Below are 22,625 nucleotides of genomic sequence, written 5' to 3' on the forward strand. Positions count from 1 at the left end.
CTGTGGCGGAATATGACTGCCGACGATCACGACTCGTGGGGAAGGCGCTTGGTTGTAGGCCGGGGAAAACCGGCTGAGGCCCGCACCGGCGCCGGTCACCGTGGCCGGCTTCGGGCTGCGGGCGGGGGTGCGGCGGAACTGCGCGGGGCCGGGGTTTCCGAGCACGCGTCGCGGGCGGCTTTCGCCTCGGGGCCGAACACGGCGGCCGGTGCGGTGGGCGGGTGTGCGACCTTCGGACGCGCTTTGTCCTCAATCGCCGGACGGGCTTGATGTGCCGGACCGGATCGATATGCCCGACAGGCCGGAACTCTGCCGTGGCGTTCGCATTCTGCGACTATGCGAGGAAAGAGGGGGCGGGCCACCAGGAAGGGAACGGTATGTGCGGGATCGTCGGATACGTCGGTGGACAGTCGGCGCAGGACGTCGTCGTCGCGGGTCTCAAGCGCCTCGAATACCGGGGCTACGACTCGGCGGGCATCGCCGTCCTCGCCGACGGCGGCCTGGCCGCCGCGAAGAAGGCCGGGAAGCTCGTCAATCTGGAGAAGACGCTGGCCGAGGCGCCGCTCCCGGCCGGGACCACCGGGATCGGGCACACCCGCTGGGCCACCCACGGCGCCCCCACCGACGCCAACGCCCATCCGCACCTCGACAACGCGGGCCGCGTCGCCGTCGTGCACAACGGGATCATCGAGAACTTCGCCGTCCTGCGCGCCGAACTCGCCGAGCGTGGCCACGACCTGGCCTCCGAGACCGACACCGAGGTCGTCGCCCACCTCCTCGCCGAGGCGTTCTCGTCCTGCTCGGACCTGGCGGAGGCGATGCGGCAGGTCTGCCGACAGCTGGAGGGCGCCTTCACCCTCGTCGCCGTGCACGCGGACGCCCCGGACACCGTGGTCGGGGCCCGGCGCAACTCGCCGCTCGTGGTGGGCGTGGGGGAGGACGAGGCCTTCCTGGCCTCCGACGTGGCCGCGTTCATCGCGCACACCCGCTCCGCGATCGAGCTGGGCCAGGACCAGGTGGTGGAGCTGCGCCGGGAGGGCGTCACCGTCACCGACTTCGACGGACACCCCGCCGAGGTGCACAAGTACCACGTGGACTGGGACGTCTCCGCCGCCGAGAAGGGCGGCCACGACTACTTCATGCTCAAGGAGATCGCCGAACAGCCCAAGGCCGTCACCGACACGCTCCTCGGGCGGATCGACGGTGCGGGCACGCTCCATCTCGACGAGGTACGGATCTCCCCCCGCGAGCTCCGGGAGGTCGACAAGGTCGTCATCGTCGCCTGCGGCACCGCGTTCCATGCCGGGATGATCGCCAAGTACGCCATCGAGCACTGGACCAGGATTCCCTGCGAGACCGAGCTGGCCAGCGAGTTCCGCTACCGCGACCCGATCCTCGACCACCGCACCCTCGTGATCGCGATCTCGCAGTCCGGCGAGACGATGGACACCCTGATGGCCCTGCGGCACGCCCGCGAACAGGGTGCGAAGGTCCTCGCCATCTGCAACACGAACGGCTCCACCATCCCGCGCGAGTCCGACGCCGTGCTCTACACGCACGCCGGGCCCGAAGTCGCCGTCGCCTCCACCAAGGCGTTCCTCACCCAGCTGGTCGCCTGCTACCTCGTCGCCCTGTACCTCGGGCAGATCTGCGGTACGAAGTGGGCCGACGAGATCCGGATCGTCATCCGCCAGCTCTCCGAGATCTCCGGGGCGGTCGAACAGGTCCTGGAGACCATGGAACCGGTACGCGCGCTGGCCCGCTCCCTCGCCGACCACGACACCGTGCTCTTCCTGGGCCGCCACGTCGGCTACCCGGTCGCCCTGGAAGGCGCGTTGAAGCTCAAGGAACTCGCGTACATGCACGCCGAGGGATTCGCAGCGGGTGAGCTCAAGCACGGGCCGATCGCGCTCATCGAGGACGACCTTCCGGTCGTCGTGGTCGTGCCCTCGCCGCGCGGCCGGTCGGTCCTGCACGACAAGATCGTGTCGAACATCCAGGAGATCCGGGCCCGCGGTGCCCGCACCATCGTCATCGCCGAGGTGGGCGACGAGGCGGTCGTCCCGTACGCCGACCACCTGATCCGGATTCCCGTTACGCCTACGCTGCTTCAGCCGCTGGTGTCGACCGTCCCGCTGCAGGTCTTCGCCTGCGAACTGGCGACGGCCCGCGGCAACGACGTGGACCAGCCGCGCAATCTGGCGAAGTCCGTGACCGTGGAGTAGCGAGCAGAGAAGGAACACGCGTGATCATCGGGGTCGGGATCGATGTGGCCGAGATCGAACGGTTCGACGCGGCGCTGGAGCGTACGCCGCAGATGGCCGACCGGCTCTTCCTGGAGAGCGAGTTGCTGCTGCCCAGCGGCGAGCGGCGCGGGATCGCCTCGCTCGCCGCGCGGTTCGCCGCCAAGGAAGCCCTCGCGAAGGCGCTCGGGGCGCCGAGCGGTCTGCTGTGGACGGACGCCGAGGTGTACGTCGAGGACAGCGGGCAGCCCCGGCTGCGGGTGAGCGGCACGGTCGCCGCGCGCGCGGCCCAGCTCGGTGTACGGCAGTGGCACGTCTCGCTCAGCCATGACGCGGGAGTGGCGTCGGCCGTGGTGATCGCGGAGGGTTGAGCACATGCGTACTGCGTACAGCGTTCAGACCGTACGGGCCGCCGAGCGGGCCCTGATGGCGCGGCTGCCCGAGGGCGCCCTGATGCAGCGGGCCGCGGCCGGGCTCGCGGCGGCCTGCGCCGATGTGCTGCGACGGCGCGGAAGGGTGTACGGGTCCCGCGTCGTCCTCCTCATCGGCAGCGGCGACAACGGGGGCGACGCGCTGTACGCGGGCGCCCGGCTGGCCCGCCGGGGCGCGGGCGTGCACGCCGTACTCACCTCGCCGGGCCGCGCCCACGAGTCCGGCCTCGCGGCACTGCTCGCGGCGGGCGGACGTGTGGCGGACGCGGACCCGGCGCTGCTCGCGTCGGGTGCTGTCTGGGGCGGGCATGTCGATCTCGTCGTCGACGGGATCACCGGTATCGGCGGGCGCGGCGGGCTGCGCCCCGACGCCGCCGCGCTGGTGCGGGCCTTCGACGCGACCGGCGCCGCCGTCCTCGCCGTCGATCTGCCCAGCGGGGTCGAGGCCGATACGGGCGAGGTGCTCGGTGACGCGGTGCGTGCCGATGCGACCGTGACCTTCGGTACGTACAAGCCGGGGCTGCTCATCGACCCGGCCGCCGGTCTGGCGGGCGCGCTGCACCTCGTCGACATCGGGCTCGGGCCCGAACTGCCCGCCGTGCCCGACCTGGAGGCGCTGCAGTACGCGGACGTCGCCGCGCTGCTGCCGGAGCCGAGCAGCGAGAGCGACAAGTACCGGCGGGGCGTCGTCGGGATCGTCGCGGGGTCGGCGCGGTATCCCGGCGCGGCGGTGCTGGCCGTCTCCGGGGCGCTGCGGGGCGGTGCGGGAGCCGTGCGGTACGTCGGTCCCGGCGGCGGCGCGGTGATCGCCCGCCATCCGGAGGCGCTGGTCCACGCGGGGCCGCCGTCGAAGGCGGGACAGGTGCAGGCCTGGGTCGTCGGGCCCGGGCTCGGTGACGGAACGGAGGCCGTCGAGGCGGTCGGTGACGTGCTGGAGGCGGACGCCCCGGTGCTCGTCGACGCGGACGGGCTGCGGCTGCTGGACGCCGACACCGTACGCTCGCGCACCGCGCCGACCGTCCTCACCCCGCACGCCGGGGAGGCCGCCGCACTGCTCGGCGTCCCGCGCGAGGAGGTCGAGGCGGGGCGGCTCGCCGCCGTACGGGAGCTGGCAGCCCGCTTCCGGGCCACGGTCCTGCTCAAGGGGTCGACGACCCTGGTCGCCACCGACGCCGGGGACACTCCCGTACGGATCAACCCGACCGGCACCTCCTGGCTGGCCACGGCCGGCAGCGGCGACGTCCTCTCCGGTCTGACGGGCTCCCTGCTGGCGGCAGGCCTCGCCCCGCGCGACGCCGCGTCCGTCGGCGCGTATCTGCACGGCCTGGCCGCCCGCCACGCCGCCGACGGCGCCCCCGTCGCGGCTCTGGACGTCGCCGACGCGATCCCGGCGGCGTGGCGGGATGTACGGGCCTGAGTGATCCTGGGCGCAGTCACACGCCGACAGGCAGGAGGGGCGACCGTGGGCAGCAACGCAAGCAGCGAGGTGCGCGTACGCCGGGTGTACGACCCGCAGGAGGACGGCGACGGCACCCGCGTCCTCGTCGACCGGCTCTGGCCGCGGGGCGTGGCCAAGGACCGGGCCCGGATCGACAAGTGGCTCAAGGACGTCACCCCGTCGAACGAGCTGCGCGCCTGGTATCACGAGGACCGCGGCGGCACCCGCTACGACGACTTCGTCGACCGCTACCGCGCCGAGCTGGCCGATCCCGTCCACACGGCGGCCGTCGGGGAGCTGGTGGAGCTGGTCCGCGCGGGCGGCCCGGTGACGCTGGTCACGGCGGTCAAGGACGTACCGCACAGCCATGTCCCGGTCCTCGTGGACCATCTGGAACACGAGCTGCGCCGTCACTGAGGTGCGCTGGGGTGTGCACCCCCGGCACGCCGGACGGCCCCGTAGCCGGGCCCCTTCCGACCCGCCGCCCGAGGGCCTTGTCGTACGCCTCTGAGAGACTGGGCGCGATGAACGAGACAGCGACCATGCGAGCCCGTGCCGAGATCGACCTCGCCGCTCTGCGCGCCAACGTGCGCGCTCTGCGCGCGCGGGCGGCCGGCGCGCAACTCATGGCCGTCGTGAAATCCGATGCGTACGGGCACGGGGCGGTGCCCTGCGCCCGTGCCGCGCTGGAGGCCGGGGCGACCTGGCTGGGCACCGCGACGCCGCAGGAGGCGCTCGCCCTGCGGGCGGCCGGGCTCGGCGGCCGGGTGATGTGCTGGCTGTGGACGCCGGGCGGGCCGTGGCGCGAGGCGATCGAGGCCGACATCGATGTGTCGGTGAGCGGGATGTGGGCCCTGCGCGAGGTCCTCGCCGCGGCCACGGAGGCCGGGATCGCGGCCCGTATCCAGCTCAAGGCCGACACCGGCCTCGGGCGGGGCGGCTGCCAGCCCGCCGACTGGCCCGAGCTGGTCGCCGCCGCCCGCACCGCCGAGAGCGCGGGCACCGTCAGGATCACCGGCCTCTGGTCCCACTTCGCCTGCGCCGACGAGCCCGGCCACCCCTCCATCGCCGCCCAGCTGAACGTCTTCCGGGACATGCTCGCGTACGCGGAGAAGGAGGGCGTCGACCCCGAGGTGCGCCACATCGCCAACTCCCCGGCGACGCTGACGATCCCCGAGGCGCACTTCGATCTCGTACGGACCGGGATCGCGATGTACGGCATCTCGCCCAGCCCCGAGCTGGGCACCCCGGCCGACTTCGGGCTGCGCCCCGTCATGACGCTCGTCGCGTCGGTCGCCCTGGTCAAGCAGGTCCCGGCCGGTCACGGGGTCAGTTACGGACACCACTACACGACCTCCGCCGAGACCAACCTGGGCCTGGTGCCGGTCGGCTACGCGGACGGCATCCCGCGCCACGCCTCCGGCCGCGCGCCCGTCCTGGTCGGCGGCGCATGGCGGCGGATCGCGGGCCGGGTGGCCATGGACCAGTTCGTCGTCGACCTCGACGGGGACGAGGTCGAGGTGGGCAGCGAAGCGGTGCTCTTCGGCCCGGGCGACCGCGGCGAGCCGAGCGCCGAGGACTGGGCGCAGGCCGCCGACACGATCGCGTACGAGATCGTCACCCGGATCGGCACCCGTGTGCCGCGCGTCCATCTGCATGGCACCCCGGCCGAGTCCTGACCGATCAGGCGCCCCTGACCAGGCACGATCTGAGCACGACCGGAACAGACCAGCCCTGACCTGACGGATACGACCGACGAGGAGCGCGGCACGGTGAGCGAGATCAGCGCGGGGGACGCGGTGGCGGACGCCGCTACGGCGGTCGGCTGGCGCCGGGCGGGGATCGCCGGAGCCGCCATAGGCGTGATCGCCGCGGGCGCCGCCGCCGGTGTCGCCGTCGAGCGGCTGACCGTGGGCCGGGGCATGCGCAGGAAGGCCAGACTCGCGCTGGACGCCTCGGGACCGTACGGCTCGCTGCGCGGACTGCCGGGCCGGGCCGCGGCCGACGACGGCACCGAGCTGTACTACGAGATCGACGAGGTCGAACCGGACGGCGGCCCGGGGACTGCCGCAGGCGCGGAGAGCGGCAGCAGCGCCTCCGCCACCGCCTCGGGGGCCGGTACGCGCCGCCGCAGGCTCTTCGGCCGCAAGGCGCCCGCGCCCGTCACCGTCGTCTTCAGCCACGGCTACTGCCTCAGCCAGGACTCCTGGCACTTCCAGCGGGCGGCGCTGCGGGGCCTGGTCCGCACCGTCCACTGGGACCAGCGCAGCCACGGCCGCTCCGAGCGGGGCCGGGCCCAGGCGGACGGGGTGACGGTCGGCATCGACCAGCTCGGCCGCGATCTGAAGGCGGTCATCGACGCGGCCGCCCCCGAGGGCCGGCTGGTGCTGGTCGGGCACTCGATGGGCGGAATGACGATGATGGCGCTCGCCGAGCAGTACCCCCAGCTCATCCGGGAACGGGTCGCCGCCGTCGCCTTCGTCGGCACATCGAGCGGAAAGCTCGGCGAGGTCACGTTCGGGCTGCCGATCGCGGGCGTGAACGCGGTGCGGCGGGTACTGCCCGGGGTGCTCAGGGCGCTCGGCTCCCAGGCCGAGCTGGTGGAGCGCGGCCGACGGGCGACCGCCGATCTCTTCGCCGGGCTGATCAAGCGGTACTCGTTCGGTTCGAGGGACGTGGACCCGGCGGTGGAACGGTTCGCCGAGCGGCTCATCGAGTCCACGCCGATCGATGTGGTCGCCGAGTTCTACCCGGCCTTCACCGAACACGACAAGAGTTCCGCGGTGCCCGCCTTCCGTGACCTCCCGGTGCTGATCCTGGCGGGCGACAAGGACCTGGTGACGCCCAGCTCGCACAGCGAGGCCATCGCGGACCACCTCCCGGACGCCGAGCTGGTCATCGTCCCGGACGCCGGGCATCTCGTGATGCTGGAACACCCGGAAACGGTGACGGACCGACTGGCGGACCTGCTGGTACGCATCGGTGCGGTGCCGGCAACGGCTAACGTTGGCGGGCATGGAAGCACCGCACAACAGCCTGGTGGCTGAGGCCGACGAGGGCGCCGCGCCGGGCACCGTCACCGTGAGTCTCGCCGTCGAGTCCCCCGAACAGATGCAGGCCCTCGGCCGCCGGATCGCCGGTGTCCTGCGCCCCGGCGACCTCGTGATGCTCACCGGTGAGCTCGGCGCCGGGAAGACGACGCTGACCCGGGGGCTCGGCGAGGGCCTCGGGGTGCGGGGCGCCGTCACCTCCCCCACCTTCGTGATCGCCCGCGTCCACCCCTCGCTGACCGGTGGTCCCGCGCTGGTCCACGTCGACGCGTACCGCCTGGGCGGCGGGCTCGACGAGATGGAGGACCTGGACCTCGATGTGTCGCTGCCGGAGTCGGTGGTGGTCGTGGAGTGGGGCGACGGCAAGGTCGAGGAGCTGTCGGAGGACCGGCTGCAGGTGCTGATCCACCGCGCGGTCGGCGACACGGACGACGAACGGCGCTCGGTGACGCTGATCGGCATCGGCGCACGCTGGGCGGGGCTGCGGGGGGCGCGGGAAGCGCTGGAGGGCTGAGCGCGCGAGTGCACTTTCCGACAGGGTGTCGGCAAATTGTTGCGCCGGGCGGGGCGGGCGTGGTCACATGGAGGACGAGAGCGGGTTAGGTCTACCTAACCACGCCTTCCGCCGGAGCCCCAGGAGGCATCCATGACGACGTCCGCCGAACGTGAAGTGCCGCCGCCGCCATCGATGAGAGACCTGCTGGCGGCATGCGCCGCAGCCACGGCGGTCTCGACCCCGCCCAAGCCGTCCGCCGACAGGATCCCGGCGGCCGTCCCGCCCCCGAGCCCCGGGCAGGCTGAGCAGAAGTCCGCAATAGCCGGAAAGCCCAGCCCGTCCGGCGATTGAGGACAACCACCCGCCGCGGGCAGGAGGCCGTTACGGGAGGACGACCACCTTCGTGCGTACCGTCGCGAACTCCCACACCGCATCCCCGTCGGCCCGGGACATCCGCACACCACCCGTCTTCAACGACGGATCCGGGCTCTTCATCGACCCGTCCACCGCCGCGCTGAAGCCCACGGACACGCCGTCCACCATCGCGAACCGCACCACGTGCTCGATCATCACGCCGTCCGAGCCCCTGGTCGGCGGTCCCGAGCGCGGCGTACCCACCTGGTACGTCCCGGGCTTCGGATTCAGCGCGCTCGGCATGACCTCGAAGGTCCTGGTCACGTCCTCGTCGGCGTCGACCAGCCAGACCTGACGGTCCTCCAGGGCGTACACCACACGCTTCCCGGTGCCGGAGCCGGCGGGAAGCTCGGCCGGAGGCTTCTTGCTGTCCTCCGGCTTGTCGTGACCGGTGGCCGGCGCGCTGCTGGAGGTCTTCGGCTTGGGCGCTGCGACGGAGTCGGGGGCGTTCGCCGATGCCTGGTAGGCCAGGAAACCGACCGCGGCGAGCGCCGCCGCAGTGAGCCCGGCCACGATTCCCGAGCTGCCCCTAGACACCGTGCGCGCCCCTTTCGCTTCCGTATGTCGTACAAGCGTTTACGTCGTACTCGCGTGTACACGGTGACGGTAGCAGCCGGGACAGGTCGCTCCGGGACGCCGGACGGGACGCCGTGCCTCCGCCGAAGGAGCCGTAGGCTGTTTGCGTGCTCCTGCTCGCCGTGGATACCGCCACCCCCGCCGTCACCGTCGCCCTTCACGACGGGACCTCCGTAGTCGCCGAGTCCGGTCAGGTCGACGCCCGAAGGCACGGGGAGCTGCTGCTGCCCGCCGTCGACCGGGTCCTCGCCGAGGCCGGGGTGAAACTCGACGCCGTGACGGACGTGGTCGTGGGCGTCGGCCCCGGACCGTACACCGGGCTGCGGGTCGGCCTGGTCACGGCCGCGACCTTCGGCTCCGTGCTCTCCGTACCCGTGCACGGGCTCTGCACCCTGGACGGACTCGCGTACGCCGCCGGGCGGGACGGCCTGGAAGGCCCCTTCGCCGTCGCGACGGACGCCCGCCGCAAGGAGGTGTACTGGGCGCGGTACGAGGACTTCCGTACCCGCGTCACCGAGCCCGCCGTCGACCGGCCCGCCGACATCGCCGAGCAGCTCTCCGGACTCCCCGTAGTCGGCGCGGGCGCGGTGCTCTACCCGGAGGCGTTCCCGGACGCCCGGGGCCCCGAGCACGTTTCGGCCGGTGCGCTGGCCGCCCTCGCCGCCGAGCGTCTCGCCGCGGGCGCGGAACTGCTGCCGCCGCAGCCGCTCTACCTGCGCAGGCCCGACGCCCAGGTCCCGAAGAACTACAAGGTGGTCACCCCGAAGTGACGAGCACGACTGCCGTACTGCGCGAGATGCGCTGGTGGGACATCGATCCGGTGCTGGAGCTCGAACACGAGCTGTTCCCGGACGACGCCTGGTCGGCCGGCATGTTCTGGTCCGAGCTGGCGCACTCCCGCGGCCCTCGGGCCACCCGCCGTTATGTCGTCGCCGAGGACCTCGCCACCGGCGGGATCGTCGGCTACGCCGGACTCGCCGCGGCCGGTGACCTCGCCGACGTACAGACGATCGGTGTCACCCGCGACCACTGGGGAGGCGGCCTCGGCTCCGAACTCCTCACCGATCTGCTGAAGCACGCCACGGCCTTCGAGTGCGCCGAGGTGCTCCTCGAAGTCCGCGTGGACAACACCAGGGCGCAGAAGCTGTACGAACGCTTCGGCTTCGAACCGATCGGCTTTCGCCGCGGCTACTACCAGCCGGGCAACATCGACGCACTCGTGATGCGCCTCCACGTACAGGAAACAGAGAACTGCTGATGGCTGACGAACCGCTCGTACTCGGCATCGAGACCTCCTGCGACGAGACCGGCGTCGGCATCGTCCGCGGTACGACGCTGCTCGCCGACGCCGTCGCCTCCAGCGTCGACACGCACGCCCGCTTCGGCGGCGTCGTCCCCGAGATCGCCTCCCGCGCGCACCTGGAGGCCATGGTCCCCACCATCGAGCGCGCCCTGAAGGAGGCCGGGATCAGCGCCCGCGACCTCGACGGCATCTCCGTCACGGCCGGTCCCGGGCTCGCGGGCGCGCTGCTCGTCGGCGTCTCGGCGGCCAAGGCGTACGCGTACGCGCTGAACAAGCCGCTCTACGGGGTGAACCACCTCGCCTCGCACATCTGCGTCGACCAGCTGGAGCACGGCCCGCTGCCCGAGCCGACGATGGCGCTGCTGGTCAGCGGCGGCCACTCCTCGCTGCTCCTCGCGCCGGACATCACCAATGACGTACGGCCGCTGGGCGCGACCATCGACGACGCGGCGGGCGAGGCCTTCGACAAGATCGCCCGGGTGCTGAACCTCGGCTTCCCCGGCGGCCCGGTCATCGACCGGCTGGCGAAGGAGGGCGACCCGAAGGCGATCGCGTTCCCGCGCGGTCTGAGCGGTTCGCGCGACCCCGCGTACGACTTCTCCTTCTCCGGTCTGAAGACCTCGGTGGCCCGCTGGATCGAGGCCAAGCGGGCGGCGGGCGAGGAGGTGCCGGTACGGGATGTGGCGGCGTCCTTCCAGGAGGCCGTGGTGGATGTGCTCACCCGGAAGGCCGTCAGGGCCTGCAAGGACGAGGGCGTCGACCATCTGATGATCGGCGGCGGTGTCGCGGCCAACTCGCGGCTGCGGGCGCTGGCCGAGGAGCGGTGCGAGCGAGCCGGTATCCGGCTGCGGGTGCCGCGGCCGGGGCTGTGCACGGACAACGGGGCGATGGTCGCGGCGCTGGGCGCGGAGATGGTGGCCCGGAACAGGCCGGCGTCGGACCTGGAGCTGTCCGCGGACTCCTCGCTGCCGGTGACCGACACGCACGTACCGGGTGCACACGCGCACGCCCATGACCACGATCACGTACACGAGATCAGCAAGGACAACCTCTACTCATGAGCGGTACGTCCGTCGCACTGATGTGGGAGGCCCGGGCCGTGGCGGGCAGGGGCGCCGAACTGCTGGAGTGGGCGCGCGCCAGGTCGGCCGAGCTGGCCCGCGAGCCGCTGCGGCGCGAGCTGCTGCGCGCCCCGCAGGACCGGGTCCTGGTCATCACCTGGTGGGAGGGGGAGTACGGCGACGAGCTGCCCGAACTCCCCGAGCCGGACGCCGGGTTGATCACCCGCCCGGTGCACCGCTGGCGGTTCGAGTCCCTGGGGGCCGTCGAGTCGCGCGGCTGATCCGGGTCCGCGCGGGGCCGCTCGCGACGGCGGCGGTCGCGGCCCCGGTGCTGCTCGCGGCACTGGAGCGGACCGCTCCGGTGGCCGGTCCGGAAGATTCTCAGAAGAATTCCGGTGGAGCTGTCGATCCGGCCGTCTCCCGTTCGACGCAAGGGTGAGAGGCGGGGAAGGACCCCGCCCTCACGACCGAGGAGTCACCATGCCCCGCTTCATGTCGCTGATCCGCATCGATGAGCAGAACCTCCCCTCCGAGAACCCGGGCCCCGAGTTCGAGAAGCGGATGGGCGCCCTGTTCGAGGAAATCACCAAGGCCGGCGTCATGCTGGAGACGGCCGGGCTCACCCCGACCTCCCAGGGCACCAGGGTCACCTGGTCCGGCGGCGCGCTCAGCTACACCGACGGCCCCTTCACCGAGACCAAGGAGGTCGTCGGCGGCTACGCGATCCTCCAGGCCAAGGACATGGCCGAGGCCATGGAGTGGACCAAGCGGTTCCTCCAGATCCACCCGGAGAGCTGGACCGTCACCTCCGAGCTCCGCCAGATCGACGAGGCCCCCAGCCTCTGACGTGTCCGGCTTGCCGCGTCCTCGCACGGCTGCTCTGATGAGTGACCGTGACGGCAGCAAGTGCGAGGGCGGCGGTCGAGGCGGTCTTCAGGATCGAGTCCGCGCGGATCATCGCAGGTGTCACCCGCATCGTGCGGGACGTGGGCATAGCGGAGGAACTCGCGCAGGACGCCCTGGTGGCCGCGCTGGAACAGTGGCCGGAGTCAGGCGTCCCGGACCGGCCGGGTGCCTGGCTCATGGCCACCGCCAGACATCGCGCGATCGATCTCGTACGCCGCAAGGAGACGTACGCGCGCAAGCTGGCCGAGGTGGGGCGGACCCTGGAGGACGTGCCGCCGCCCGAGCCGCCGGAAGCGGACGACATCGACGACGATCTGCTCCGGCTGATCTTCACCGCCTGCCATCCGGTGCTCTCCACCGCGGCCCGGATCGCCCTCACCCTGCGGCTGCTCGGCGGGCTCACCACCGATGAGATCGCCCGCGCGTTCCTGGCCCCCGAACCGACCGTCGCCCAGCGCATCGTCCGGGCGAAGCGGACGCTGAGCCGGGAGGGCGTCCCCTTCGAGGTGCCGTACGGGCCCGAACGCGCCGCCCGGCTCGGCTCCGTCCTCGAAGTCATCTACCTGATCTTCAACGAGGGGTACGCGGCGACCGCGGGCGACGACTGGCTGCGCCCGGGGCTGTGCGAGGACGCGCTGCGGCTGGCCCGGGTGCTCGCGGGACTGATGGAGCGGGAGCCCGAGGTCCACGGCCTGGCCGCGCTGCTGGAGCTCCAGGCCTCGCGCACCGCCGCCAGGACCGGGCCGGACGGTGCGCCGGTGCTGCTCGCCGACCAGAACCGGGCCCGCTGGGACCATCTGCTGATCCGGCGCGGTGTCGCGGCCCTTGAGCGGTCCGTGGCGGTGACGGAGGAGGGCGCCGGGCTCGGCCCGTACGCCGTGCAGGCCGCGATCGCCGCGTGCCACGCCCGGGCGGTGACGTACGGGGACACGGACTGGGCGACGATCGCCGCCCTCTATGACCGCCTCGCCGCGATCGCACCCTCCCCGGTCGTCGAGCTGAACCGGGCCGTGGCGGTCTCGATGGCGCAGGGCCCGGCGGCCGGTCTCGCCCTGGTCGACGCGCTGGCCGACGACCCGGCGCTCAAGGGCTACCACCTGCTGCCCAGCGTCCGCGGGGATCTGCTGGCCAGGACGGGACGTACGGACGAGGCGCGGGCGGAGTTCGAACGGGCCGCCGGACTGACCCGCAACGAACGGGAACGCGCGCTGCTCCTGGAACGCGCGAACGCTTCGGGGCGCGCGAACACTTCGGACCGCTCCGGCCGATGAGTTCCGGGCGCCGGACCTGTCTGCCCTGCACAGCCTTCGGCACCGTCCGGCCTCCGTGCCCGTGCCATCCGACAGGAGCAGACCATGCAGAAGATCAAGACCTTCCTGTGGTTCGACAACCAGGCCGAGGAAGCCGTACAGCACTACATCTCCGTCTTCGGCGGCGACTCGAAGGTGCTGAACACGGCGTACTACAACGAGGCCTCGCTGGGCGAGGCGGGCACGGTCATGACCGTCGACTTCCGGCTGGCCGGACAGGAGTACATCGCGCTCAACGGCGGCCCCGAGTTCTCCTTCACCGAGGCGATCTCGCTCTCCGTCGACTGTGAGACGCAGGAAGAGGTGGACACCCTGTGGGCCCGGCTCACCGAGGGCGGCGAGGAGTCGCAGTGCGGCTGGCTCAAGGACAGGTACGGCCTGTCCTGGCAGCTCGTACCGCGAGGGCTGGACGAGGCGCTGTCCGACCCGGACCCGGAGAAGGCCGCGCGGGCGATGAAGGCGATGCTGGGCATGAAAAAGCTGGACATCGAGGCTCTGCGCAACGCCTGAGGGCCACTAGTGTCCCCTCAGGGCACGGCGACGCCCAACGTGTCGGCGCCCAGGGGCTTCGGCACGCCTTTCTCGTAGAACACGTCCATGTCGACGATTCTGAACCCCGCGGCCGTCAGCATCCCGGCGATCGGCCGGGTCAGACGGCATCCGGCGACCAGCCGCCGTTCCAGCGGATCGAGGCGGTGCTGCCAGCGGCGTACGGCCAAGTCCTCCTCCGGTGCCAGCCCGTGCTCCAGGAAGTGCAGGGTCGCACCGGGTTTGAGGACCCGCCGCACCTCGTGCAGTGCCGCGTCGGCGTCGGGGACGGTGCACAGTGTCCATGTGGACAGGGCGCCGTCGAAGGTGTCGTCCTCGAACGGCAGGTACTGGCTGTCCAGACCGACGCGCCGCACCGGGGCGTGCCCCGCGCCGATACGGTCACGGGCCAGCCTCCAGCCGAGGTCGGACGGCTCGACCGCGGCCACGTCGGTGACGGCGTCCGGGTAGAACGGGGCGTTGCGTCCGGAGCCGAATCCGATCTCGATGATCTCGCCGTGGAGGCCCTCGCAGACCCGGCGCCGCAGCGGTTCGACCGCCTTCAGCCCGCCTGCGGCATCCACGATGCGGGGCACGATCCGTCTGGCGTAGAACCCCATCGCGAACCTCCGTGTATCCCTTGTGTCCCTTTCCAGGATGGCACTGCGGCGGACCCGGCGCGCACCGTCGGCCCCGGACCTATCCTGGCCGCACACATGAGTCACGCAGGGGGAGGAGTGTCACATGGAGTGGTACTGGTGGGTGCTCATCATCTTCTGGACGGGCGGCTTCGGATGGGCGGTCGACAACGTCCGTACCGCGCTGCGAAACCGGCACACCCGCAAGCTGGAGCTGCTGGAGGCGGGCAGGCAGGAGCGGCTGGCGGTCGAGGCGGCCCACAAGCCGCCGGAGCCCGTCTGCGGCTGCACGCACCATCTCGCCAAGCACGACAAGCAGGGCAAGTGCCATGAGCGGGTCGAGGTGCCGACCGCCTGGGACGAGTCCAAGAAGCCGGTCCGCTTCGAGTCGGGGCAGTGCAACTGCCAGCAGTACGTGGGTCCTCAGCCGCTCTCGCAGGTGTACGCGGAGGACCTGACCGACCTGGCCTAAGGCATCCCCGGCCGCACGGGGTGGCCGATCAGCATGGTCGGCGCCCCGGCGACCCGGGTCAGGAACACGGTCGAGGCGTTCGGGCCCCGGAGCTTCATCCGGCGGCGCAGCTCCTCCGGTTCGACGGCCGAGCCGCGCTTCTTCACCGTCAGGACGCCGACCTCCCGCTCCCGCAGCAGCGCTTTGAGCTTCTTCATGTTGAACGGCAGCCGGTCGGTGATCTCGTACCCGGCGGTGTACGGGGAGTCGTACCGCTCGTCGCTCGTGACGTAGGCGATGGTCTCGTCGATCAGCCGGCCCTCGCACCGCGCCACGATGTCGGCGACCAGATGGGCGCGGATGACGGCGCCGTCCGGCTCGTACAGATAGCGGCCGACCGGGCCGACGGGCGGGGCGGGCGGCGGGGCCGCGGACCACAGGGCGGCGCGCGCCGGGAGCACGGTGGCGCGGTACGAACCGGCCGCGAAGCCCTCGCCGAACCAGAGCACCGCCTCCTTCACATCGCCGCCGTCCGAGATCCATTCGGCCTCCGCCTGCGCCGGGATCGCCTCGTGCGGGATGCCGGGGGCGATCTTCAGCGCGGCGCGGGGAGCCTTGAGCGCGGCGCCGGTCGCCCAGGAGAGCGGTGGTGAGTACGCCTCGGGGTCGAAGATCCTGCCCCGGCCGCCGCGCCGGGCCGGATCGACGAAGACCGCGTCGTACGGCGAGGTGTCGATGCCGGTGACATCGGCGCACCGTACCTCGATCAGACCGTCCAGGCCGAGCGCGGCGGCGTTGGCGCGGGCCACCTCGGCGGTCAGCGGGTCGCGGTCCACGGCGAGGACGGAGATGCCCGCCCGCGCGAGCGCGATGGCGTCGCCGCCGATCCCGCAGCAGAGGTCGGCGACGCTCCGCACCCCGCCCGCCTCCACGAACCGCTGCGCGCGATGGGTGGCGACCGATGTACGGGTCGCCTGCTCGACGCCGTTCGGCGTGAAGAACATCCGGTACGCGTCCTCGGCACCGAACTTCGCCACCGCCCGCTGCCGCAGCCGTGCCTGGCCCAGCGCCGCGGAGACCAGCGGGGCGGGGTGGGTGCGGCGCAGCCGGGTGGCGGTGGCGAGTTCCTGGGCGGGGTCGTACGACCGCAGCCCGTCCAGCAGCGCCGCGCCCTCGGGGGTGCGCAGGGCCAGGAAGGCGGCGAGCGGGTCGTCCGGTCCGGATGGCTGGTCCGGTTCGTTCGGTTCGTTCGGTTCGTTCGGGACGAGAGCGTTCACCTGTCCCATTGTGAGCCAGCCGGGTTGACCGGCGGGCCCGGTGGGCGGTGTCGGGCCGGGGCGCCCCGTACGTGCTGGCAGGATCCGAGGCCATGCAACTAGTACGACAAAAGGAAGAATTAACCATGAAAAGGAGCGGCCCGGATGTGCCCGACCCGGGGAGCGGGCGGCCCCCCGGCAGGCACGGGCCGGTCTGCGCGGTCCTGGCCGCACTCCTGGTCGCCGCCGTCGGGTCCGGCTGCGCCTCCGGGAGCGGCGACAACGGCGAGCACCGGGCGCGACCCGCCGCCGGACCCCCGGGCGGCTACGCGCTGGGGGCGGGCCCCGGGCAACGGGTGAACCAGGGCCGCGGACCCGCCGGCCGGGAGAACGTGAGGTTCAGCCCGGCCGTACGGGCGGCCCTCGCCAAGAAGTGGGGGCTGGAGAGGCCACCGCTGACCGCACCCCCGCCGCCCGTCGTGAAGCCGCACATCACCACCCGCGAGGGGTTCGAGGTCGAGGGCGGCGACGATTCGCTGCCGCCGGTCTTCACCACCGTCCCGACCAAGGAGCGGATCGTCTTCCTGACGATCGACGACGGCGCCGAGAAGGACCCCGAACTGCTGCAGATGATGGACGAGCTGGACATCCCGTACAGCGCATTCCTCAGCGACTACCTGGTGCGCAGCAGCTACGGGTACTTCGGGGAGATGCAGCGGCTGGGTACCGGGCTCAACAACCACACGCTCAACCACACCCGTCTGCCGGGGCTCTCGTACGAGGAGCAGAAGAACGAGATCTGCGGCCAGCAGGACATCATCGCGAAGGAGTACGGGCAGCGGCCCAGGCTCTTCCGCCCGCCGTACGGCAACTACAACGGGGACACGCTCCGCATCGCCAAGTCCTGCGGCATCAAGGCCGTGCCGCTGTGGAACGCGGAGGCGTTCCCGGACCGCATGGAGTGGCGCGAGACGGACCAGGACCTGCATCCCGGCGACATCATCCTCACGCACTTCCGGGGCCCGAAGGACTGGAACGGCAGCATGGCCGACCTGGTCCGGGCGGTCATGAAGACCATCACGGACAAGGGGTACGCCGTGGCGCGGCTGGAGGACTACGTATGAGCAGGGCGCACCGGCTGCTCGCCGGACTGCTGGTGGCCGGTGCGCTGCTGACCGCCACCGCCGGATGCGCCCAGTCGGTGGACCCGATCGAACGGCTGGGCCGCAAGGCCGCACAGAAGGTGACCCGGCCACGGCCGGCCCCCGCGGCGGGCCCGTCCGCGCATCCGCGCCACCACGGGCGTCCGCACAGTGATCACGGGGTGCAGCGGCCGCCGGTCGTCACCGCCTGCCGTCAGCCGCCGGAGTCCAGGCACTCGCGGTTGTCGCCACCGCTGAGGCACTGGTGGCCGGACCGGCCGGGATCGTACGAAGGAGCGGGCGCGGGCGCCGGATGCGAGCGGCGGTAGTCCTCGTGCCCGGCCAGCACCGCCGCCACGCACAGCAGGAGCGCGGCCAGGACCTGGATCGCGCCCGCCCCGGGCCGGTTCGAGCGGATCAGCACCACGGCGATCAGCGCGACCACCGCGGCGAACCCGCCGAAGACCAGGACGGGAGTCCAGTCCATCGGCGGGAGCCGCGTCCCCTCCTGGCCGCCGGGATCCCACCGGGACAGGGTCAGCCAGAAGGCGGCGGCCGCGAAGATCAGCCCCTCCACGACCACCAGCAGCAGACCGAGCAGCACGTCGAGGCAGCCGTTCACGCGGCCCGTGGAGTTCCGTACGACAAAGGGGCGGGGCGGAAGCGGGTCCGACGGCCGGTACGGAGGTTCGATCACGGATCCACGGTCGTACGGAACGGTGCGGTCCGTCCCGGCGTTGTCCCTACGGTGTCCGGACCGTTGCGTTGTTCGGCCCCGTTCCTCGGACCCGTCGCGGCCTCCGGCGCCCTGGCCGAGGTCACGCCACGACTGGCTGAATTGGCACTCCGCTTGACCGAGTGCTAATCGCGGTCATAGTCTCGGTGCTGGCACTCACCACTGGAGAGTGCCAGCAGTACTGTGCGACTGGCAGGTCCGGCACCCGCGACGACGGATCCACCTGGTCGCCACCCAAAGACTCCTAACCCCGTGAGATCTCCGAAGGGGGAGACCGGATCGTGTCGACCGCCAGCACCAAGGTTGCGATCAAGCCGCTCGAGGACCGCATTGTGGTCCAGCCGCTCGACGCCGAGCAGACCACGGCCTCCGGCCTGGTCATTCCGGACACCGCCAAGGAGAAGCCCCAGGAGGGCGTCGTCCTGGCCGTGGGCCCGGGCCGCTTCGAGAACGGCGAGCGCCTTCCGCTCGACGTCAAGACCGGCGACGTCGTGCTGTACAGCAAGTACGGCGGCACCGAGGTGAAGTACAACGGCGAGGAGTACCTCGTCCTCTCGGCTCGCGACGTGCTCGCGATCATCGAGAAGTAATTCACCCACGTTTGCTTCTGTTCTGCGCCCCTGGCCCCCTGCGAACAACCAGCCGGGTGGTCGGGGGCGCAGTTCGTTTGAGAGGAAAGCTCAGCTCCCATGGCGAAGATTCTGAAGTTCGACGAGGACGCCCGTCGCGCCCTTGAGCGCGGCGTCAACAAGCTTGCCGACACGGTGAAGGTGACGATCGGCCCCAAGGGCCGCAACGTCGTCATCGACAAGAAGTTCGGCGCTCCCACCATCACCAACGACGGTGTCACCATCGCGCGCGAGGTCGAGCTCGACGACCCGTACGAGAACCTCGGTGCCCAGCTGGTGAAGGAGGTCGCCACCAAGACCAACGACGTGGCGGGTGACGGTACGACCACCGCCACCGTGCTCGCCCAGGCGCTCGTCCGCGAGGGTCTGCGCAACGTTGCCGCGGGTGCCTCCCCGGCCGCCCTGAAGAAGGGCATCGACGCCGCGGTCAAGGCCGTGTCCGAGGAGCTCCTCGCGACCGCCCGACCGATCGACGACAAGTCCGACATCGCTGCCGTGGCCGCGCTCTCCGCGCAGGACTCGCAGGTCGGCGAGCTCATCGCGGACGCGATGGACAAGGTCGGCAAGGACGGTGTCATCACCGTCGAGGAGTCCAACACCTTCGGTCTGGACCTCGACTTCACCGAGGGCATGGCCTTCGACAAGGGCTACCTGTCCCCGTACATGGTGACCGACCAGGAGCGTATGGAGGCCGTCCTCGACGACCCGTACATCCTGATCCACCAGGGCAAGATCGGCTCGATCCAGGAGCTGCTCCCGCTGCTGGAGAAGGTCATCCAGGCCGGTGGCTCCAAGCCGCTGCTGATCATCGCCGAGGACGTCGAGGGCGAGGCGCTGTCGACCCTCGTCGTCAACAAGATCCGTGGCACCTTCAACGCCGTCGCGGTGAAGGCCCCGGGCTTCGGTGACCGCCGCAAGGCCATGCTCGGCGACATCGCCACCCTCACCGGTGCGACCGTCATCGCCGAGGAGGTCGGCCTCAAGCTCGACCAGGCCGGTCTGGACGTGCTGGGCTCGGCGCGCCGCGTCACCGTCTCCAAGGACGACACGACGATCGTGGACGGCGGCGGCGAGCCCGGCGACGTCAAGGGCCGGGTCAACCAGATCAAGGCCGAGATCGAGGCCACGGACTCCGACTGGGACCGCGAGAAGCTCCAGGAGCGCCTTGCGAAGCTGGCCGGCGGCGTGTGCGTGATCCGCGTCGGTGCCGCCACCGAGGTGGAGCTCAAGGAGAAGAAGCACCGTCTGGAGGACGCCATCTCCGCGACCCGCGCCGCGGTCGAGGAGGGCATCGTCTCCGGTGGTGGCTCCGCTCTGGTCCACGCCGTCAAGGTCCTTGAGGGCAACCTCGGCAAGACCGGCGACGAGGCCACCGGTGTCGCGGTCGTGCGCCGCGCCGCCGTCGAGCCGCTGCGCTGGATCGCCGAGAACGCGGGCCTTGAGGGTTACGTCATCACCTCGAAGGTCTCCGAGCTCGACAAGGGCCAGGGCTTCAACGCCGCGACCGGCGAGTACGGCGACCTGGTGAAGGCCGGCGTCATCGACCCGGTCAAGGTCACCCGCTCCGCGCTGGAGAACGCCGCGTCCATCGCGTCGCTGCTGCTCACGACCGAGACCCTGGTCGTCGAGAAGCCGGCCGAGGAAGAGGCCGAGGCCGGTCACGGTGGCCACGGCCACTCGCACTAGCGTGTAGCTCGACCCAGCCACTGAGGCCCGGTACCCCGTCGCGGGGTACCGGGCTTCGGCTTTCAGCCCGTCCGGCGTTCGAGGACCGGGATCCGGGGGGAGCCCCGGCTGGAGGCCCCGTCACGCCGAGCGCCGCAGCGCCCCCGCCCGGACCGGGTCCGCGAAGGGCAGGCCGGCCGCGAACCGCTCCAGCTCATCCAGCGCCTGATCGGCCATCCGATGCAGCTCATCGCCCAGCGAACCCGCGACGTGCGGAGTCAGCAGCACATTCGGCAGCTCGTACAACGGCGAACGCGCAGGCGGAAGTTCCGGCTCCGTCACATCGAGCACCGCATGCAGCCGCCCGCTCGTCAGCTCGGGCAGCAGCGCCTCCTCGTCGACCAGCGATCCCCGCGCCGTGTTGATCAGCGTCACCCCGTCCGCCATGGCCGACAGCTGCGCCGCGCCGATCAGATGGTGCGTCTCGGGAAGCTGCGGCGCGTGCACCGAGACGACCGAGCTGCCCGCGCACAGCTCGTCGAGCGAGGTGAGCCGCACACCGAGCCGCGCCGCCTCCGGACCGTCCACGTACGGGTCGTACAGCAGGACGTCCAGGTCGAAGGGGCGCAGCAGCTCGATCACGCGCCGGCCGATGCGCGAGGCACCGACGATGCCGACGGTACGGCGGTAGTTGCCGCAGCCGTCGAGCTCCGCGAGCGTCCGGGAACTGCGGATACTCGATGGAGACCAGGTCGGGGGCGTTGCCCGCCTTCACCGCGTTGGAGATCTTGGCGTAGCCGCCCGCGTTGCCGGACGGGATCTCCTCGTAGACCACCTCGATGTTCTTGTGCGAGGCGTTGAACGCGTCAACGACCTCCTTGGACCCCATGGCCCAGCCCCAGAAGGTGATGCTGACGGGCTTGCCGTCGCTTCCGGCGGTGGAGGAGTCGTCGCCGCTGCCGCCACAGGCCGTGAGAACGGCGAGGGCGGTGACGGCGCCGACTATGGCGAGGGACGTTCTGCTCGAACTGCGGCTCACAGCGAGGCTCCTGAACAGGCGACGACATTGGCGTTGGCCGTGATCCTTGGACCAGCCGTGACCGAAGTTAAGAGCGAAAGAGCGATTGATCGAAAAAAGATCAGATGAGTTGCGTACGGAAGTGCTGCGGGATGCTCTGCGGGAGGGGTGCGCGGAGGCCCGCAGCACCGCCTACGACAGGGGCGCTCCGCAGGAGTCGCGGACCCGCAGTTGCGGGAGCAGCGTCAGATGCCGCCGGGGCGTGTCCGTGCCCTGGCCGAGCCGCTCCACCAGCAGTTCTGTCGCATGGCGGCCCACTTCGCGCTTGGGCGGCGCGACCGCCGTGAGCGGGGTGTCCGCTAGGGCCGCCACCTCGTCGTCGTACGCGATCAGCGCCAGATCGTCCGGCACCCGCACACCGAGCTCGGCCAGGCGCTGTACCACCTGGATCGCGTCCACGTCGTTATGGATCAGCGCCGCCGTCGCCACCCCTGAGCGGACGGCCTCGCGCAGCGCCCGCACGGCCTCTTCGAAGGCGTCCGGAGCGAGTTCGGCCGGTACGGAATCGATCACGTCCTGCGGTGCGCGCAGCCCGAGCACGGACAGCGCCTCCGCGTACCCGGACCGCACGGCGACGGCGGTCGGGGAGTCCGCCCGGGCCATCAGCAGCGGCGCCCCGTGCCCGAGGTCCACCAGGTGGCGTACGGCGAGCAGCACCCCGTGCGCATGGTCGGAGCAGACCCGGTCCAGGCCGTCCAGCGGGGAGCCCGCGGCGGGCCTGCGCTCCAGCAGGACGGTCGGCACGGGCAGCGAGGCGATCCAGTCGCCGAACGCGGCGGGGTCGCCCGGGTGCTGCCAGCCCGGCGCGACCAGCAGTCCCTCGGCGCCCGCGGAGAGCAGGCCCTCGGTGCGGGCCTGGTCCTCCCGCGGCCGGTAGTCGGAGATCCGCAGGATCAGCCGGGCGCCCACCCTGGCGGCGGCCTCGTGGGCCCCGCGGATGACCTCGGCGAAGTAGTACGTCGACGAGGGCGCGAGCATGCCGAGGACCAGGCCGCTGCCGGGGCCGCCGGGCCCAGCGGTGGCGGCGGAAGCGGCGTGAGCGGCGCCCTGCGGCCAGGACACCGAGCCGTGGACCCGGTCGAGCAGGCCCCGGCCGGCCAGCTCCTCCACGTCCCGGCGCACCGTGACGGGCGAGACCCCCAGCTGGGCGGCCAGATCCGAGACCCGGGCCGAGCCCCGTTCCCGTACCAGCCCCAGTAGGCGGTCATGACGTTCAGCAGCACTTTCGCGCACGGCGGCAGTCCCCTCGCAGTGTGTGGCCCGGCCCCCGGTCC

Annotated in this window: 24 protein-coding genes and 2 pseudogenes; 19 read left to right on the plus strand and 7 right to left on the minus strand. The window is 71.8% G+C overall.

What is annotated here, in order from left to right:
• The first annotated feature begins 377 nt into the window (after positions 1–377).
• The 8 genes from glmS (at position 378) to OG507_RS24605 (ending at position 8,009) form a co-directional block, all read left to right on the plus strand.
• Positions 378–2,225 carry a glutamine--fructose-6-phosphate transaminase (isomerizing) gene (gene glmS, locus OG507_RS24570; RefSeq protein ID WP_327369329.1) on the plus strand — a complete coding sequence of 616 codons (1,848 nt, stop codon included), beginning with the start codon at positions 378–380 and terminating at the stop codon, positions 2,223–2,225.
• Between the two features lie 20 nt (positions 2,226–2,245).
• Positions 2,246–2,614 (plus strand): holo-ACP synthase, encoded by a 369-nt coding sequence (locus tag OG507_RS24575; RefSeq protein ID WP_327369330.1) that lies wholly within the window; start codon positions 2,246–2,248, stop codon positions 2,612–2,614.
• A gap of 4 nt (positions 2,615–2,618) precedes the next feature.
• The gene (locus OG507_RS24580) at positions 2,619–4,091 is read left to right on the plus strand and encodes an NAD(P)H-hydrate dehydratase (protein WP_327369331.1); all 1,473 of its coding nucleotides are present in this window, start codon (positions 2,619–2,621) and stop codon (positions 4,089–4,091) included.
• A gap of 45 nt (positions 4,092–4,136) precedes the next feature.
• Positions 4,137–4,529, plus strand: a complete 393-nt coding sequence (locus OG507_RS24585; protein WP_327369332.1) for a DUF488 domain-containing protein — start codon at positions 4,137–4,139, stop codon at positions 4,527–4,529.
• A 107-nt stretch (positions 4,530–4,636) separates the two neighbouring features.
• Positions 4,637–5,791 (plus strand): alanine racemase, encoded by a 1,155-nt coding sequence (gene alr, locus OG507_RS24590; protein WP_327369333.1) that lies wholly within the window; start codon positions 4,637–4,639, stop codon positions 5,789–5,791.
• Positions 5,792–5,884: 93 nt separating this feature from the next.
• Complete coding sequence (locus OG507_RS24595; protein WP_327369334.1) at positions 5,885–7,159, plus strand: alpha/beta fold hydrolase; 1,275 nt, start codon at positions 5,885–5,887, stop codon at positions 7,157–7,159.
• Positions 7,128–7,676, plus strand: a complete 549-nt coding sequence (tsaE, locus tag OG507_RS24600) for a tRNA (adenosine(37)-N6)-threonylcarbamoyltransferase complex ATPase subunit type 1 TsaE (protein ID WP_327369335.1) — start codon at positions 7,128–7,130, stop codon at positions 7,674–7,676. The genes OG507_RS24595 and tsaE overlap by 32 nt, the downstream gene beginning before the upstream one ends.
• Before the next feature lie 132 nt (positions 7,677–7,808).
• Positions 7,809–8,009 (plus strand): hypothetical protein, encoded by a 201-nt coding sequence (locus tag OG507_RS24605; RefSeq protein WP_327369336.1) that lies wholly within the window; start codon positions 7,809–7,811, stop codon positions 8,007–8,009.
• A gap of 30 nt (positions 8,010–8,039) precedes the next feature.
• On the opposite strand, the gene OG507_RS24610 is transcribed toward OG507_RS24605, so the two are convergent.
• Positions 8,040–8,609 carry a hypothetical protein gene (locus OG507_RS24610; protein ID WP_327369337.1) on the minus strand — a complete coding sequence of 190 codons (570 nt, stop codon included), beginning with the start codon at positions 8,607–8,609 and terminating at the stop codon, positions 8,040–8,042.
• A 146-nt stretch (positions 8,610–8,755) separates the two neighbouring features.
• Between OG507_RS24610 and tsaB the strand changes: the two genes are divergently transcribed.
• The 7 genes from tsaB to OG507_RS24645 all read left to right on the plus strand — a co-directional run bounded on the left by tsaB (position 8,756) and on the right by OG507_RS24645 (position 13,738).
• Positions 8,756–9,418 (plus strand): tRNA (adenosine(37)-N6)-threonylcarbamoyltransferase complex dimerization subunit type 1 TsaB, encoded by a 663-nt coding sequence (tsaB, locus tag OG507_RS24615; RefSeq protein WP_327369338.1) that lies wholly within the window; start codon positions 8,756–8,758, stop codon positions 9,416–9,418.
• A complete protein-coding gene (rimI, locus tag OG507_RS24620; protein WP_327369339.1) occupies positions 9,415–9,906 on the plus strand; it encodes a ribosomal protein S18-alanine N-acetyltransferase in 492 nt (163 codons plus the stop codon). Before tsaB ends, rimI begins: the two co-directional genes overlap by 4 nt.
• The gene (tsaD, locus tag OG507_RS24625; RefSeq protein ID WP_327369340.1) at positions 9,906–11,012 is read left to right on the plus strand and encodes a tRNA (adenosine(37)-N6)-threonylcarbamoyltransferase complex transferase subunit TsaD; all 1,107 of its coding nucleotides are present in this window, start codon (positions 9,906–9,908) and stop codon (positions 11,010–11,012) included. The genes rimI and tsaD overlap by 1 nt, the downstream gene beginning before the upstream one ends.
• A complete protein-coding gene (locus OG507_RS24630; RefSeq protein ID WP_327369341.1) occupies positions 11,009–11,293 on the plus strand; it encodes a hypothetical protein in 285 nt (94 codons plus the stop codon). Before tsaD ends, OG507_RS24630 begins: the two co-directional genes overlap by 4 nt.
• 199 nt (positions 11,294–11,492) lie before the next feature.
• Entirely contained in the window at positions 11,493–11,858 is a 366-nt protein-coding gene (locus tag OG507_RS24635; protein WP_327369342.1) for a YciI family protein, read from the plus strand.
• A 41-nt stretch (positions 11,859–11,899) separates the two neighbouring features.
• The gene (locus OG507_RS24640) at positions 11,900–13,189 is read left to right on the plus strand and encodes an RNA polymerase sigma factor (RefSeq protein WP_442811008.1); all 1,290 of its coding nucleotides are present in this window, start codon (positions 11,900–11,902) and stop codon (positions 13,187–13,189) included.
• Positions 13,190–13,273: 84 nt separating this feature from the next.
• Positions 13,274–13,738, plus strand: coding sequence for a VOC family protein (locus OG507_RS24645; RefSeq protein ID WP_327369344.1), 465 nt, complete (start codon positions 13,274–13,276; stop codon positions 13,736–13,738).
• A gap of 17 nt (positions 13,739–13,755) precedes the next feature.
• Here OG507_RS24645 and OG507_RS24650 read toward each other — a convergent pair whose 3' ends face one another.
• Positions 13,756–14,376 carry a class I SAM-dependent methyltransferase gene (locus OG507_RS24650; RefSeq protein ID WP_327369345.1) on the minus strand — a complete coding sequence of 207 codons (621 nt, stop codon included), beginning with the start codon at positions 14,374–14,376 and terminating at the stop codon, positions 13,756–13,758.
• Positions 14,377–14,500: 124 nt separating this feature from the next.
• Between OG507_RS24650 and OG507_RS24655 the strand changes: the two genes are divergently transcribed.
• On the plus strand, positions 14,501–14,866 hold the full coding sequence (locus OG507_RS24655) for a hypothetical protein (RefSeq protein WP_327369346.1): 366 nt from the start codon (positions 14,501–14,503) through the stop codon (positions 14,864–14,866).
• On the opposite strand, the gene OG507_RS24660 is transcribed toward OG507_RS24655, so the two are convergent.
• A complete protein-coding gene (locus OG507_RS24660; protein ID WP_327369347.1) occupies positions 14,863–16,131 on the minus strand; it encodes a THUMP-like domain-containing protein in 1,269 nt (422 codons plus the stop codon). The genes OG507_RS24655 and OG507_RS24660 overlap by 4 nt on opposite strands.
• A 116-nt stretch (positions 16,132–16,247) precedes the next feature.
• Here OG507_RS24660 and OG507_RS24665 point away from each other — a divergent pair, with 116 nt between their 5' ends.
• Positions 16,248–17,225 (plus strand): polysaccharide deacetylase family protein, encoded by a 978-nt coding sequence (locus tag OG507_RS24665; RefSeq protein WP_327369348.1) that lies wholly within the window; start codon positions 16,248–16,250, stop codon positions 17,223–17,225.
• A 232-nt stretch (positions 17,226–17,457) separates the two neighbouring features.
• Here OG507_RS24665 and OG507_RS24670 read toward each other — a convergent pair whose 3' ends face one another.
• Positions 17,458–17,940 carry a DUF6234 family protein gene (locus tag OG507_RS24670; RefSeq protein ID WP_327369349.1) on the minus strand — a complete coding sequence of 161 codons (483 nt, stop codon included), beginning with the start codon at positions 17,938–17,940 and terminating at the stop codon, positions 17,458–17,460.
• Between the two features lie 320 nt (positions 17,941–18,260).
• On the opposite strand from OG507_RS24670, the gene groES reads away from it, so the two are divergent.
• Entirely contained in the window at positions 18,261–18,569 is a 309-nt protein-coding gene (groES, locus tag OG507_RS24675; protein ID WP_093540722.1) for a co-chaperone GroES, read from the plus strand.
• Positions 18,570–18,668: 99 nt separating this feature from the next.
• Complete coding sequence (gene groL, locus OG507_RS24680; protein WP_327369350.1) at positions 18,669–20,294, plus strand: chaperonin GroEL; 1,626 nt, start codon at positions 18,669–18,671, stop codon at positions 20,292–20,294.
• A 120-nt stretch (positions 20,295–20,414) separates the two neighbouring features.
• Here the strand turns inward: groL and OG507_RS24685 are convergent.
• The 3 genes and pseudogenes from OG507_RS24685 to OG507_RS24695 all read right to left on the minus strand — a co-directional run.
• Positions 20,415–20,987 (minus strand): annotated as a pseudogene (locus tag OG507_RS24685) (hydroxyacid dehydrogenase); the annotation flags it as partial.
• A 4-nt stretch (positions 20,988–20,991) separates the two neighbouring features.
• Positions 20,992–21,312, minus strand: a pseudogene (locus OG507_RS24690) (extracellular solute-binding protein); the annotation flags it as partial.
• Between the two features lie 171 nt (positions 21,313–21,483).
• On the minus strand, positions 21,484–22,584 hold the full coding sequence (locus OG507_RS24695) for a substrate-binding domain-containing protein (RefSeq protein ID WP_327369351.1): 1,101 nt from the start codon (positions 22,582–22,584) through the stop codon (positions 21,484–21,486).
• Positions 22,585–22,625 lie beyond the last annotated feature (41 nt).

Source organism: Streptomyces sp. NBC_01217, from assembly GCF_035994185.1.
Taxonomy (GTDB): domain Bacteria; phylum Actinomycetota; class Actinomycetes; order Streptomycetales; family Streptomycetaceae; genus Streptomyces.